Source organism: Gynuella sunshinyii YC6258 (assembly GCF_000940805.1).
Lineage (GTDB): Bacteria > Pseudomonadota > Gammaproteobacteria > Pseudomonadales > Natronospirillaceae > Gynuella > Gynuella sunshinyii.
Genome location: NZ_CP007142.1, coordinates 5,548,793 through 5,563,382, shown reverse-complemented (window position 1 = coordinate 5,563,382; position 14,590 = coordinate 5,548,793). Strand labels below are relative to the sequence as shown.

The following is a 14,590-nucleotide window of genomic DNA, read 5'->3' as shown; positions in this document are numbered from 1 at the left end:
CAACTGCCGTAAGCGTTAAATGGCAAAAGTAGAGCGTCATGTTATTTAAAATCGGAGATTTAGATAATCAAGAAGAGATTTTTTGGGATAACCTTTACCAAAAGGAGCGTTACCCGGATTTTTCTCGCTTGCTTATAGGTTGTAAATCTAAAGAGATCCCTCTCATTCTTGAATTATGTAAGGAGATGAAAGGGCCATTTGGTGTTTTGTATGTTTTATTGGTTTCTCGATTAGGCAAAGCATCAGGAAGGTATCAATCTCCATGCCCACTGTCGTATGAAGAGCTTGAGCTGTTTTTATATGAACACCAAGAGTATTTTGAGCGGGATGGTAGGCAGCACCTTTGGGTCTCATCAGTTTCTGGAGAAGGCCAATTTATATTCGACAATCACAATTATATTTTTGCTTATGGCGACATTAATTCATATATTTCAAAATTAGAAAGCAAAGGGTTTTCTGAAGGTGAAATCCGTATACCCGCGCCACATTGTCATAACTATCACACCGATTTTGATAGCGAAGAAGAAGCAGTAAATAATGAATTCGAATGGTTATACTCGCCGTTGCAGGAAGGGGATGATCCGTAGCCATTTAACAAGCGCCTCAATTAGGAGGCTCGCAAGCTCGCACCTATTACACGGGCGTTAAATTCCATAGCCAGCAGCCTAGAGCTGTTTATATATGAAGGTAGAAAAGCGCGAGTTAAAAGGTAAATATAAGAAGCTATGTTATTGTATTTCAGCGATTCTTTTCGAGAATGATTCGCAAGGCACCAATGATGACGAATATGAGCCAGAGGCAGGTACAATACTTCCGAGATTTCCCGAAGCTGAAACAATAAATGATGTGCAGCGCATCGTGTATGAAGAGTTCTGGCATTGGTTTGGCGAGGCTGGCGATATAGAGGATTCTGGCTATGGTGTTGATGTGCTGAAAAATCTAAAAAGGCGGTAATGGCCGTCAGATATATGAAAAAATTCATTGTTCCACGTTATGATGCATTGAAAGTCGGCAGAACTCACGGATTTGGTGTGTTGCTGGATGCGGTATTAAACGAACCACACAAATTAAACGATATTATTAAAGCATACCCGGGTATTTTATATGAAACCTGTTGGGCTGGTGAGAACGTACTCCATTGGCTTGCTGTGGAGAATAAGTACGAGGAAATCCGACTATTGAGGAAGTTTGGGTCTCCAATACCAAGGTTTGCATTAGTTCATGCTGTTGAAATGCGTCATTTGGAGACAGTCATTACTTTGTTGGAGTTGGGAGCAGAAGTCGTTCCTGAAGAAATCCAACGAGCCATCAAATGCAGTTACTATGATACAAGCAAACGTAAAACTGCGATCCTCAGGAGTTATTTCTCGCAGTTTGGTTATGAGGTTTAACAAATCGCGGCAACCAGCTCACGTCTAAAACATACTGGTGTTTAACTTTAGCCGCAGTGTTATTTTGCGGCTTCATTGTATGGTTTAGAAAAAACCGAGGCCAGGTACCAACGATTGCTTTGGTAACACCGGCCTCTTTGTCTTAACAGATTCAGGCTTCGGAAACGGCAGCTTCTGCTGCGGTTGAAGTCGGTTTGTCTTCGGGGTTTTGTAGCTGTATCTCGCCGGTTTTTCCATCCATGCTGATGGTGCTGCCATCCTGGATATAACGAGTTGCGTTTTTGACTCCGACAATTGTGGGGATACCCAGTTCGCGGCCGATAATGGCTGTGTGTGACAGCAGGCTACCGCGCTCGGAAATCAGTCCCGCTGATAATGTCATCAAAAACACCCAACCAGGGTCGGTGGTTTCCGATACCATTATTTTGCCTTTGATATCCATTTCCTGACTCGGGTCACTGATGATGCGGGCCACTGAGCTGACCTGACCATCAGAACAGCCAACACCTTTGAGACTATCCGGATTAATCTGCAGATTCAGGTGACTGTCGGGAATGGTATTGGCATAGACACTGCCACGCGTGAATATCTTGCCTTCCTGTTGTTTCTGCTGCCATCGTTGTGCCTGGGTTTTACGCAGTTCGATCAGGCGTTTGAGGTCGTCGTTCACGGCGCAGCCCTGGCGATAATCGTTCAGCTCCGGCACGGTCAGGTAAAAAATATCGTCCCTGGCCATCAGCACATTTTCATTGACCATACGGTCACCGATCCGATGCAGCAGGGTTCTGAAAAACGAGAAATGCAGTCCCCGGTCCAATCGGGTTGCCTCGCGATGGGCAATGGCCTGGCGGGTTTTTTTGAGCAGCCATTTTAACCACCGGCCACGTTTGTGATTTTGCAGACTTTGTTCAAGTTGCTGTCCGGCATCATCGGTTTCGGGAGTGGCGGGTTGGTTCAGGGAAGCGGATTCCACCAGAATGGCCAGTAACTGAAACGGGTTCTCACGAAAGGTATTGGCTTCCATGATCAGTTCTTTGGGAGAACGATGGCCGTAGTCGTCAATGTGTTGTTTGAGTTGCTGTGAGAACGTTTTGTAACCCTGTTGCGTTAATGCCTGTGCCAGACGGTCAGGCTGGTTCAGTTCAGGCTGCTGTTGCAGATTTTGCAGGTACCCGGAAAGCGTGGCATCTGCGCGTACCTCGTTGATCAGCTGCTTTAACGAATCGACCGGTTTGGTACTTTCGATATATTGGTTGGCCAGCAGTCGGTTAACCAGTGTTTCACCGTCGGCGAGCCCGGCTTTGGCAAACTGTTCCCGGGTGACGGCCATAAAAAACATGGCGAAGAAGTCATTCAATAGCGGTACGGTCATGGCTTTGGTAAAACGATCCACAAAGTTTTGCAGTGCCCCGATCAGTTCATCGGAACCGGCATTGGCCAGGTCGATCGCCTCGAATTCCCGACGGATCTGACTGGTTGTAGCAAAGTACTGGCTGATCAAATGGTTGTGACGCAGAGAATGGTATAAAAACTTCAGCGGAAACATCACTGCGATTTTGAGCTTTTCAATGAGACTCAACGGTACATCATCCAGCGTTTCTGAAAATGAACCATCGGTACCAACCATCTGTTCAAAGTATTCGATGAACCGTTGTTTGAAATACGGCAGTGTCAGGAATACCCGATACCAGTTGCTGATGTTGTAGTATGTTCGGCCATTAATGTAACCCACCAGATGTTTCAGAACCTCTTCGCGCCGGTCGATGGTGTCGGCCGGTATCCCGAGTTTCAACATCGTGCCTTTCATGCAGTGATAATAGTCCAGCCGGACGATTGAAAACGTCATCGGCAAGATCACCCCAGGGTAGCTTTCGATGATGTTGCTGTTATCAAAGACACGCTCATGTCCTTGTGGAATGGTTGTGATCGGCCGTGATTGCAGTATGTACAGCTGACCGTCCTGGTCGTAAGACCATTCGATATCCTGATAACTGTCGTAGAGGGCTGCTATTCGGTTCGACGCCTGCAGCAGTTCGAATCGCTGCGCATCCGTCAGTACCGGCTGGGTTCTAAGGTGTTCCGCCAGTGGTTGTTCACAGGTTCCGCCTTCGGGGTGATAGCACAGATATCGCTGTTTCTCATTGACCGTCAGTTGCCATTCACCGCTCTGTTTATGATAGAGATAGGCGTCGGTTTCCACCTTGTCACCGACGATGCCTTCCCCCAGACCGTACCCGGCCACGATGGCCAGTTTATCAATACCGTGTTGTGGATCTGCCTGAAACATAACACCGGAACTGCCTGCGTCAATCATTCGCTGGATAACCACCGCAACGGCATTGGTGTCATGCCGGGTGTCTGTTCGCTTGTGAATATAGGTCAGGATGCCTGGTTCAAACGCACTGGCCCAGCAGTCTTTGATACGGGCGACAACATTTTCCCGACTGACATTCAGCCAGGTACCCAGTTGGCCGGCAAAAGAGCTTTGTGCTCCGTCTTCGTTAACTGCCGATGAGCGGACTGAAAAACGGTCCCAGGGTTGGAGTTGTTGCAGGCTGTGTTCAAGTTGTGCCTTGAGGTCATTATCAAGATCACAGTCAAGAATCAACGCTTTGATGGCTTGTGATGTCGCGGTCAGTGAGGCCAGAGAATTAAAATCACAAGCATCCAGCCGGGCATTGATCTGTGCCTGAATATGAGTGGTGGCCTGAGTATAAGCCTGGGCCGATACGCAGATAAATTCGGGTACCTGGATGCCGGCGGACTGTAGCAGAAACAGGTTTTTGGCTTTGCCGCCCAGCGGGACATTGGGATAAGCCGCGTAGTTTTTCGAATCGATAATATAGTGAGTCATGATGATCCAGATAAAGGTTCCATGGGTAATGGGCGAATGTCACTGATACTTAATATGACAACCATTTAGTCAGGAACGCAAATGTGATGCAGTGGCAATTCGAGTGCCGAATTTGACCAGGGTTTCCATGCCATTTCTGGAGTTGCGCAGAATATCCTGATCAATCACCGGCCCGTTAGCGCCCCACAGTAATACCACCGTAGAACCGCCAAAACGGAAGTAGCCCTTTTCCTGACCACGATGAAATTGATTGCCGGAATATGTCTGTTCAATCGTGCCGATGGTCAGAGCGCCGATCTCAACCATGACCAGTGTGCCGAACGTTATGGACTGAAGAACACTGATGACCCGTTTATTTTGAAAACTCCGGGCACCGCCGTTCAGTGCAATTGGGTGAACGGACTCCAGCGGACCCGGCTGGGCCTGTGCCTGTATGAGTTGCCCGTCACAAGGAAAGTGAAACCGGTGATAATCCTTTGGGGCCAGTCGCACCACCACGGCTGTTCCGCCGGAAAGTTCTGCTGCCATTTCGTTCGATTGCAATAGTTCTGCCACCGCAACCGGTTGCTGCTTGATCTGCATAACGGCGTGTTGATCGATGGGATATGCCAGCACCCGTCCATCGGCAGGTGAAATCAGTGCCAATGGATCTTGGCAGAGTGGCCGTGCTGTTGGCTTCAACCGCCGGCTAAAAAACTCATCAAGGGATTGATACTGATCGAGAGGCTTTTCCGCTTCCAGAATATCAACCCCGAACGTCTCCGCGAAATGCGGAATCCGTTTGCGGCTGAACCAGACTTTTTTGGGGATGGCATTCAAATGGCTGAACCATGGTTTGCGGATCAGATATTTACGTATCAGTTTGCCAAGTCTGTTGTGATACAGAAACATCAGTTCCTGTTCACCATAAACCCGTTCCGTCTCCTGTTTGGACGTTTCCCGGTTAACATATTGCACAAGTGAGAGGGACATAAAAAATATTCCGGTTTAGAAAGGATGTTTTCGCAGGCCAGCGCTGTACAGTGCAACGTTGGCGATTAAATGCACCAGCGGGCCGAGCAGGATGATCCACATAAATACTGCAATCGGTATATCGGTGAGGATGGCATATACCAAGGCACAACCGATGGCGGAATCTGCCTGATCCAGTAGTGTGAACCAGAAAGCATGACGCGATGCCTGTTGTCCGGGAGGAATATTCAGCCGGCGTTTAAGGTAAGAGTTGGGGAGTTCCGCGATGACATAGCCGAGTCCAAGCAGTGCTCCGAGAAGCAATGGATGCACCTGGGTGATATCAACCAGAATAAGATTCCCGGCCAGAGGCGCAGCCAGGTTGAGCAGAACGGTGCCAGGAATGGTGCCCAGAATCATAACCACGACTCCACGCCAGGTTTTATTGCGGCCAAAAGCGCGCACATGAATGGGGATTGCCCAGGATGACAACCAGTTCTTCCTGACCACCAGCATGTGGAACGAACCGGATAAAATGAGTGGCACCATAAGCCACAGTGCGGTGATGATGACTTCAGACAAAATGATTTCCTCCATAGATCCCCTGCCATATCCAGAAGCCGGTAAACAGGACTGCCAGTGTCGGCATGAACAGGTAGACCGTGCCTTTGGGTTTGGGCATTTTGAATGGGGTGATAAACAACAGACCGGTGATCAACAGCAAACCGTTGGCATAGTAAATATTCATTGCGTCGGGGAGAAAACGCATGAACGCCAGGCCAACACCAAAAATAAGCGCGGCAAAGGTCACCGGCAGACCGAGATAAAATTGCAATGGTTGCGGGCTGTCTTCCTGCATGACGTTAAAGTATGTCAGCCGTTGGGCAGCAGCACAGACATAAAATACTGCGATAACAAGACTCCAGCCGGTTGTATGCAGGCTGGTGACAATTATGGCCGGTGTGATGCCGAAGCTGATTACGTCGACGATGGAATCCAGGTGCATGCCCAGCCGGGACTGCTCCATCGTCGGCCGGCATTTACGTGCCACCATGCCATCGAATAGATCAAAGATGCCTGCCCAGATCAGGGCTGTCAGTGCAAAGGCATGATGCCCGGTCAAGGCCAGAAAACAGCTGCACACGGCCGAACTCAGGCCCAGCATGGTGACCCATGCCGGAGCGTTATAAATACCGATGAGTCTCATAATATCCTTTACACCGTGGCCTCGGTCTCTGCTGTGCGGGACGCCGAGGAATTTTCCTGAGAGGATGGGTCTGCCAGTATTACCCGTCCATGACTGCCATCAATGGTAATGGTTTCGCCATCCTTGATTGTGCGGGTAGCGTGTTTGACCGCCAGTACTGCTGGGATACCGTATTCGCGACAGATCACCGCGGCATGGGACAATATTCCCCCGGTTTCTGTGACCACTCCACTGAGCATCGAAAACTTGGGTGTCCAACCGGGGTCAGTGCAGCGGGTGACCAGAATGTCTTCTGGCTGCAGCCGGTCGGCGTCATCGATATCAGCGATGACGCGGGCGATGCCGGTCACCGTACCGGGGCTGCCAGCCACTCCTTTGATGGCATTGGTGTCATACTGATGATCCTGCAGAGTGGAGATGCCGGCGAAGCTGCCGTGGCGTTCTCCCACTTCATCAGCAATGTCATAGTGGGCGAAACTCAAGTAGTAGTGGCGGTTTCTGATAACGGCTTTGCGTGCCTCTTCAGCTTTCATGTTTCCACGGACAATGGCGATCAGGTCGGCCATTTCGAGGAAAAACACATCGTTCGGCTGCTGCAGTATGCCGGTTTTTAGCAGTCGTTTTTCCACTTCCACTGTTATTTTCCGTACATAAAGATAAAACTGTACCGACAGATCGCGAAGCTCCTCGCGCCACCACAAAAACTCCCGAACCTGATCCAGCTTACGCTTAAATGAACGGCGTTTGAGCAATGGAGCTGCCTGTATCAGTGCCTCTTTAACGGCTTGGTTTTTACTTTGTTGTGCATCGTTACGGGATCTCGGATCCTTGTCGGTACTCTGTAACAGAACTTCTTTTAATTGTTCTATTACATACGTCGGGTTTTCCACATAGCGGGGTACCAGCAGATCCAGTTCCTGCCTGGAGTGATGCCCGAAGGTATCCAGATACCGCCGGACATCATCGAGATGATATTCCTGACGATTGTCATTGAGGTCTTCGACGATTTTGGTAATGCTGCTGTCGAGCCAATAGTTGCGGGTATCTTTCTGCGCCAGAATCTGATCTCTCAGTTTCCATAAATGTTCAATAGGGGTCATATGTGATACCCCGGAAAGACCGCTGAGTAGTAGTGGAAACTGACTCATATCAAAAGAGGTTTTCTCCACTTCATCCTTGAACAGACCATTCAGGTTGGTATTGTCGTAAATAAAATCGAAATAGGTCGATTCACTGACGAAATATTCTTGTTGGATAAATGTCTCATAGCAACTGAATAGGTCTGCGTCAGGCATGGCACTGAAATCCGTTGCCGCCAACTGCTGCAAGCGGGCCCGCTGTTGTTTGGCAAACTGCGGTGACTCGCGTAGTTTGCGCTTCACGCTGGCATTAATAGTCGTTAAGGTTCTGATGCCATTGACCAGGGTTTTCAGGGTCGTTCTGGTTACCATGCCGTCACCTTTGTAGCGGGGTGTGATACCCAGCCCTTCATCAAAGACCCGCTCATTAAAACCGGGAATTTTGGCCAGACATTTTTTCACTTCACCGAGGTTCCAGTAGGGTCGGCCAAAAAAGCTTCTCTGCCAGACATTGACAGTTTTTTCGGCCAGATGCAGACGTTGCAGATAAGCACCCATGGTGGAATCGATGACGTATTTGTACAAAGAGGCCATATAAGGCGTACAAATGCTGGAAGAGACTCCTCCATCACGATAGTCGGCCGTCGTCCATTCGCCGGGAATGGCGGCATAGCCAAACTGGGTGATAGGCCGGCTTTGCAGAATAAAGAATTCATTGTTTACAAGGGCCCATTCAATATCTACCGGAAAACCGGTCTGAGTTTGAATGCTTAATCCGAGTCTGGCCAGTTCACTGACTTCCTGAGTGGACAGTACCGGTTGTGTTGCCTGTTGCGCATCGATGGGCTCAAGCTGGATAAATGGTGCACTGTCGATTCTGACACACTGATATTCTTTTTCCGCAATGACCCGCTCGCATTCGCTTTCCCGGTACCAGTCGTATCGATAAAGATCGGGTGTCACAGCACCGGACACCAATGCCTCTCCAAGGCCAAAGGTTGCTTCGATCAGGATTTCTGTATCGGCACCGCGAACCGGATCGACCGTAAACAGAACACCGCTTTTTTCGGCCGGCACCAGTCTTTGCAGTACCAGTGCTAATCCCAGGGGTACCGAGGTCCGCTGCTTGGACATGTAAGTCTGCACCCGCTCGTTGAATAGTGAACACCAGCAGTTTTTGACGGCATCCAGCACATCAGGCAGGTGACGTACATTAAGTATGGACTGGAACAGACCCGCAAATGAGGCCTCCGTGCCATCCTCAACGGTTCCGCTGCTGCGTACCGCAAAATAGTTATCTGGGTATTGCTGGAGGAATGTTGTTATCTCGGAAATGATGGTACCGGGAATGTCGCAATTAAGAATGCGGGACCGGATATTCTGTTCACTCATGGGCAGTGGCTGGGTTGGATGATCAAGCCAGTCGATCAGAGCGTGCAGGTTATTATGCTCAAGAGTGGCTGTAAATGCGCTGGCTGTGATACAGCAGAACTGAGGCACCGGCATGCACATCACATTGAGCAGATCCCATAAGGCAGCACCTTTGCCGCCGAGATTTTTTCGTAATAGTAACGGTGATCCTGCGGAGTCGGGCAGTGGTTGGTTCCAGTGAATGACCAGGGGGAAATGAGTAGTATCGGACATCTTAAAACTCCTTGTTAATTACGCATATTCTTTAGATAACACCGGACCTGTGATGTCATCCTCGTATAAATGGGTGTTAAATCCATGTTTGAGCGCCATTTGAAAAACGTCTCTGGCTTCTTCAATCGAGGATACACCTCCGAGGCTGTAGCTATGTTTGACCTGTGACATAGTCAGGATGACTGTTTCGGCAAGACAGGCGAGAGTGACGCCCAAATCCAGCTCAGCGATATTTGGGCCACCGAAGCGAAGAGCTGCCGGCAGTTGAACCAAACCACCATCGTACGCGGTAATATCAGCACGTTTTTGTCTGACTTCCTGTTGCAGATCAGATGGTCTTGCGACATCGCAAACAATTGCTCCTTCAGCAAGTAATTCCGGCTGGATAAATGCCTCACCGTTACTGGTTGCTGTGATGACGACATCGCAGATCGGCAGAGTGTTTTCGATGTCATTGGTTAACAGCAGTGGAAAGTTTTTAAGGTCACCGTGATGATCCCGGAATTTCTGCTGTACGGTCAGATATATCTGGCGGAATTTTTCGCCCGGGTAATCGTTATTCTGATCAATATCGAATGAATTGATCAGGTTGAGGTTGATATCCGCTTCAACCAGAGTCTGGAACATGGGCTTGAGTTGACTGGAGATGTTGCTGGTAAAGAGCTTCAGTATGAATTCACCCGCTACGACTTCGAGTTTCTCCACATTATTCAGATTCCGGGCATTTCCAATCAAACAGACTTTTTGAAACTCAGCGCCGATATCCAGAAAGCACAAGCGTCCGACAGAACCGGAAACGCCAACGATGCCAAGTGTCATATAACCTGTGTCGATGTCCCTGGCCTGACAGATCTGACGCACGCTGTCAGTACTGGTTAGCGCGGTAAATGCATTGCCGGTGGTGACCGGTGTCCCACAATCAGCCACTGTGGTTCCGCTGCGGGTAATCACCGAGGTAAAAGCACCGAGGCCGATGACATTGGCCCCTTTTTCCTGGGCGATATCGATGTAACTGTCCATCAGGCGGTTTTTCTCATCCTTGGGCAGTCGCATCATATCTTTCGGTGTCAACAGACTACTGATCAACCAACCATCCACATATCCACCGTTGGCCGAGGGAATACACGGCATGTAATAGGCTGGTGCAGCATCACCGTAAAGGGATTTGGCGTTGTCCAACCAGTTCAGTACTTTCTCTGTTTCAATGGCGTCATACGCATCTCGGCCTCCTGGCATACAATCGATGGTATGCATTTCCGTGACCGGATGGACGAAAAAACAAAAGGTTCCCAGCTTCTCACCTGCCGGAACGATGGTTTGATTTCTATAAGGGCGTGTGGTGATTTGAGGGGATTGTGGCTTTAGACCGATGGCGGCACGGAGCAGTTCGGAGAATTTGCCTTCGGTGATCAGGGTGCCCACTTTGTCAAGCGCATGGATTAATGTATCGATTTCTTCGTGCGTAATCAGATAATTTGGCTGCAGGCGCAGTACATTGTTATCGTTCAGTGTCGGCATGGTGAAAATATGATGACGGTTCAGCAGATATGCGGACACAAGTGGCACTATGAAGCCCTGGCCGGAAATGGTCGGGCACAAATAAGATTCTTCATCGACCCAATCCTTTAGTACCAGTCCCTGCATCAGACCACGGCCACTGGCAGCCGCAAATGCGGCCGGGAATTTGCTGATTAATGCGGTCAGTTGTTGATGCAGATAATCACCGGATTGGCAGACATGATCGAGGATGTCCGGCTCCTCTGTCAGCTTTTCCATCACCTTGCAGCCAATCATTGCCGCCAGATGATTGTTGGCAAATGTCGCACTATGGCGTTGACCAAAGTCTTTGCTCCAGGCACGTTTATTGGCGAGACAGGCGCTGATAGGAATAAGACCGCCGCTGAGAGCTTTGGCAATGAGTAGAATATCCGGCTCCACATTTTCATGATCGCACGCAAACAGTTTACCCGTGCGCCCCAGACCGGTTTGGACTTCATCGACAATCAACAGCGTGCCATATTTTCTGCACAGCTGTTCACATACCTTCAAATAACCAGCTTGCGGGACCACCATCCCGCCCTCGCCTTGAATCGGTTCAACGATAAAAGCCGCATATTGTTTGCTGGCCAGGGCGTTTTCCAGAGCTTCGACATCGCTGTAGGGAACATGAGCGAAGGCCTCGCTGGCGGGATAGAAACATTCGCTGTAGTAGCTGTTTCCAGTTGCCAGTACTGCAGCCATAGTTTTGCCATGGAAACTGTTTTCGGTAGATAGAACAGCATTGCGCCGGGTTTTGGCTTTGGCCATCTTGATGGCGATTTCCACCACCTCAGCACCGGTACAACCAAAGGTTACATATTCCAAATCTCCCGGAGCAAACCGGACCAGCATTTCCGATAATTTCCTGGCGCCTTCTGTACTAAATGGCTGAATCATCACCCCGGGTTCCATGGCCTGTTGCGCTATGAGGGTTTGCCACAGAAAATCCGGATTATGTCCAAAAGGCACCGCGCCAAACTGACTGGTGAAATCCAGATAAACATCGCCTGTATCACTATACAAATAGGCTCCACGGGCTTTGGCGATGGTTTTGTTGAAGTTAATCAGTTCGAGTAGTTTTGTACGTTCAATATTCAGATGCTGGTTCATTTTGTGGGTTCTCTTTTCAAAAAAAAGCGCTTCCCGCTATGAATGGCGGAAAACAAAAATCGTGGCTTGCCCTCGGGCAATGACATGTCTGTTAAAAAAATAAAGCCGTTCAGTCGTTCCAATATCGTAATTGGACTCGCGTATTCAGGGGGCCTCTTGATAATGTCTATCAGGAATCCAGGGCAAGGCAAAAAACCTGTAATCAATCCACCAGGGCGAAGTTAGGTTGTGTTGCAGGTCAGCGGTAGCAGAAGCGGTGCGAGTATGCGATTCCAAAGAGGGATTTTATAAACCACAAATGACTGACTTGAGCAGGTTTTTAATGCAGTAGTGACAACGTAGGTAATTATTTAGAGCCCTCCTTTAACCGGCATTGTGTTGTATTTGTCTGTTTATAAGTGGTAAGCGATTATTCTGGATCAGAGTCGGTTTTGGATGTCAGCTATATTCCTGGCAAATGCTCATATGGATGTAAAAATGTTCAGAAAAAACTCGGACATATAGATAGTAATCAGAAAACACAGATTAAATGATGAAACATATTTCCCAATAATGGTGAGTCTTATTTGGCGGAATTTTTGAAGCGTATGCCCTTGTTTATGTAACAGAGGACGCACGAATATAGTAGAAATTTTCTGTACTTTGTTCATCCCTACTTTGGTAGGAGGTTTCCTGAAAATATCCGTTTAAATGGTAACTATGTGTATGGAAAAATACAGTTTTGTACATTTCCAAATGATTTCTGCCAACACCGGGGTGAGAAAAAAAATAAATCCGAATACATAAAATGGTGCAGCAGTTTGCTGGTTTGGTTTTTTGATAAGGTGGTATTCCAGATACAGCACAATAGAAAAATTGATCAGTAATAGATAGAAAAAAGCAGGTTCAACCATTTTTAAAACATAGAGCAAAAACCCTGTGATCGTGCTGGCGGAAAAAAACACCAATGACGAAAAGGCGAGATAATTCTGATTAATTCGATTCAATGGTTTTATTTTATCGATCGTTATCTGGCGTATGTCGACCAGAGAGTGTGAAAGGTCATGGGCAACACTACCAAACCAAAAATACATGGCCATATACATGGCAAAGCTATTTATGTAGCCTTTTATCAATAAGCTTGAGTGTAGGGGGAAAAATGCCAGCGAACCATTCAGTAAAAGGGTATGAACAAGCGTCGGCATTGTGGGTTTGTATAGAAAAAACAACCAACACATCAGTAATACCGACAGTAAGAAAGCCGCTGTCAATAGGGTGTCTTCGGCTGCCGGCAGGGTTATGAAGAAAATCACTGGTATGGTAAGCAACCGAAACTGTTTCAGTTTTCTAAGGCTGGTTTGATCGCGGCACAGTAAACGCTCTGGATGAGCAACCCGGTCAATTGGCAGATCGCAGATGTCATCACTCAAGCGAATCAAAAATAAAAATAGCGTTGCGGAAATTAACAACGCTGAAATGGATAGAACAGAATCAGGACCGTCCAGTACTGAGATAGATAAAATAACAGAGATAACCAATAAAATAGCGGATGGACAACGTTCCTTCGAATAGAGATACAGAGCTTTCAGCAAATTCAGTTCCACGGGATATGAGTGTTGATGAACATATTACACCGAAAAGCAGGTGTCATAAATGTCTCTCATATTCTATTAACCTGGCAAGCATTTATGTCGGGCTAATAGTGTGATGCAGGGATGCACAGTGGTGTCAGACCACGCAATTGGCCATAGCCAATGCGGGCCTCGGGAAATCAAGCAGTCCGACGATTCGGTGTTTCGGGTAACACTGCCAGATTTTTCGGGGCGACAATTAAACAGATCAGAACGATCTATTTAATTGCCAGGTTACTATGGGGCCTCTGAAAAATAGGAATAGTTTTGATGCAGGCGAGGAAGCACCACTCACAACACCGCAGTTTACTGGCGTAAATGAGGATGTGAGACTGGGGCTGACAACGTCCTGCGCGAAAATAGTCCATTTTTCAGATGGTTCCCTATATGAGTGAGCAAGCGAAACCAGCCCTTGTGGTTTGTTTGTTCAGGGTGTGAGGCTACTACAACTAAGGCAGTTTATACTTCTGCAGTATTTGATCATAAGTGCCATCCGCACGAATTTCCGCCAAGCCTTTGTTGAAGTCTGTCAATATTTTCTGGCCGTCGGGGTGGGCCATGAAAAAGGCGTTGTAAAAGTAGTCCACCCGCAAAGGGGGTGAGAGGTATTCCACTTTATCTACCCAGTCTGGATACTGGTTTTCGACGATGTTTTGGAGTTGTTGTTGTTTATCGACGATCAGAGCCACTCTGTTATTGATCAGCTTCTGAATATTTTGCTCGATTGTGCTGACCGGTATCTTGTTCAGGTAGTCCGCCTGATCAAAATCTGCATTGACCACCGCGCCACGCACCATGCCAATCTCAAGAGCCTTTAAGTCTGTCAGGGTATTGTAGCGGATATTGGATTCCTTCAGTGCCATGAAACTAATGACCACCTCGCCAACCGGTTCTGAGTAATATAGTTTCTCCGCCCGTTCATCGGTGTAGTAAGCTCCCAGTAAACCATCCACTTTACCGGTCATGGATTCTTCCAGCGCCCGTTTCCACGGGAGGTAGCGAACCTCCAGATCATATCCTGAACGTTTGAATGCTTCACTGGTGACCTGGACCAGATAACCGTCCTTCTTCTCCGCATCTGTTGACATAGTAACTTGTCTGTTCTCAGAGAGTGCATCGGAGCTTATAAAGCTCAGACAGGCCATAATAAAAAGGGTGATGAATGTCTGTGGGTGGATTATGGATGCCATCATGAATTCCTGCTT

At 48.1% G+C, this 14,590-nt stretch carries 10 protein-coding genes and 1 pseudogene; 3 read left to right on the top strand and 8 right to left on the bottom strand.

The window, feature by feature from the left end:
* Window positions 1–38: 38 nt before the first annotated feature.
* From YC6258_RS23135 to YC6258_RS23125, 3 genes are all read left to right on the top strand, one after another.
* The gene (locus YC6258_RS23135; RefSeq protein WP_144407724.1) at window positions 39–587 is read left to right on the top strand and encodes a hypothetical protein; all 549 of its coding nucleotides are present in this window, start codon (window positions 39–41) and stop codon (window positions 585–587) included.
* Window positions 588–681: 94 nt separating this feature from the next.
* Complete coding sequence (locus tag YC6258_RS23130; protein WP_052830525.1) at window positions 682–954, top strand: hypothetical protein; 273 nt, start codon at window positions 682–684, stop codon at window positions 952–954.
* Between the two features lie 14 nt (window positions 955–968).
* Complete coding sequence (locus YC6258_RS23125) at window positions 969–1,391, top strand: ankyrin repeat domain-containing protein (RefSeq protein WP_144407723.1); 423 nt, start codon at window positions 969–971, stop codon at window positions 1,389–1,391.
* 151 nt (window positions 1,392–1,542) lie between these two features.
* Here YC6258_RS23125 and YC6258_RS23120 read toward each other — a convergent pair whose 3' ends face one another.
* The 8 genes and pseudogenes from YC6258_RS23120 to YC6258_RS23085 form a co-directional block, all read right to left on the bottom strand.
* Window positions 1,543–4,245, bottom strand: coding sequence for a PEP/pyruvate-binding domain-containing protein (locus YC6258_RS23120; RefSeq protein ID WP_044618985.1), 2,703 nt, complete (start codon window positions 4,243–4,245; stop codon window positions 1,543–1,545).
* A gap of 69 nt (window positions 4,246–4,314) precedes the next feature.
* Window positions 4,315–5,217, bottom strand: coding sequence for a phosphatidylserine decarboxylase (locus tag YC6258_RS23115; RefSeq protein WP_044618984.1), 903 nt, complete (start codon window positions 5,215–5,217; stop codon window positions 4,315–4,317).
* A gap of 15 nt (window positions 5,218–5,232) precedes the next feature.
* Complete coding sequence (locus YC6258_RS23110) at window positions 5,233–5,778, bottom strand: CDP-archaeol synthase (protein ID WP_169749016.1); 546 nt, start codon at window positions 5,776–5,778, stop codon at window positions 5,233–5,235.
* A complete protein-coding gene (locus YC6258_RS23105) occupies window positions 5,771–6,403 on the bottom strand; it encodes a CDP-alcohol phosphatidyltransferase family protein (RefSeq protein ID WP_052830523.1) in 633 nt (210 codons plus the stop codon). The genes YC6258_RS23110 and YC6258_RS23105 overlap by 8 nt, the downstream gene beginning before the upstream one ends.
* A gap of 8 nt (window positions 6,404–6,411) precedes the next feature.
* The gene (locus tag YC6258_RS23100; protein ID WP_044618983.1) at window positions 6,412–9,126 is read right to left on the bottom strand and encodes a PEP/pyruvate-binding domain-containing protein; all 2,715 of its coding nucleotides are present in this window, start codon (window positions 9,124–9,126) and stop codon (window positions 6,412–6,414) included.
* 1,434 nt (window positions 9,127–10,560) lie between these two features.
* Window positions 10,561–11,775, bottom strand: a pseudogene (locus YC6258_RS31430) (aspartate aminotransferase family protein); the annotation flags it as partial.
* A gap of 686 nt (window positions 11,776–12,461) precedes the next feature.
* Window positions 12,462–13,346: a UbiA family prenyltransferase gene (locus YC6258_RS23090; protein WP_169749015.1), complete on the bottom strand. Its 885-nt coding sequence runs from the start codon at window positions 13,344–13,346 to the stop codon at window positions 12,462–12,464.
* 488 nt (window positions 13,347–13,834) lie between these two features.
* Window positions 13,835–14,473 (bottom strand): transporter substrate-binding domain-containing protein, encoded by a 639-nt coding sequence (locus YC6258_RS23085; RefSeq protein WP_169749014.1) that lies wholly within the window; start codon window positions 14,471–14,473, stop codon window positions 13,835–13,837.
* Between the last annotated feature and the right edge of the window lie 117 nt (window positions 14,474–14,590).

Coding starts and splice junctions, on each gene's coding strand:
- YC6258_RS23135 (WP_144407724.1), top strand. CDS start 39: ATGTTATTTAAAATCGGAGATTTAGATAATCAAGAAGAGATTTTTTGG.
- YC6258_RS23130 (WP_052830525.1), top strand. CDS start 682: ATGAAGGTAGAAAAGCGCGAGTTAAAAGGTAAATATAAGAAGCTATGT.
- YC6258_RS23125 (WP_144407723.1), top strand. CDS start 969: ATGAAAAAATTCATTGTTCCACGTTATGATGCATTGAAAGTCGGCAGA.
- YC6258_RS23120 (WP_044618985.1), bottom strand. CDS start 4,245: ATGACTCACTATATTATCGATTCGAAAAACTACGCGGCTTATCCCAAT.
- YC6258_RS23115 (WP_044618984.1), bottom strand. CDS start 5,217: ATGTCCCTCTCACTTGTGCAATATGTTAACCGGGAAACGTCCAAACAG.
- YC6258_RS23105 (WP_052830523.1), bottom strand. CDS start 6,403: ATGAGACTCATCGGTATTTATAACGCTCCGGCATGGGTCACCATGCTG.
- YC6258_RS23100 (WP_044618983.1), bottom strand. CDS start 9,126: ATGTCCGATACTACTCATTTCCCCCTGGTCATTCACTGGAACCAACCA.
- YC6258_RS23085 (WP_169749014.1), bottom strand. CDS start 14,473: ATGTCAACAGATGCGGAGAAGAAGGACGGTTATCTGGTCCAGGTCACC.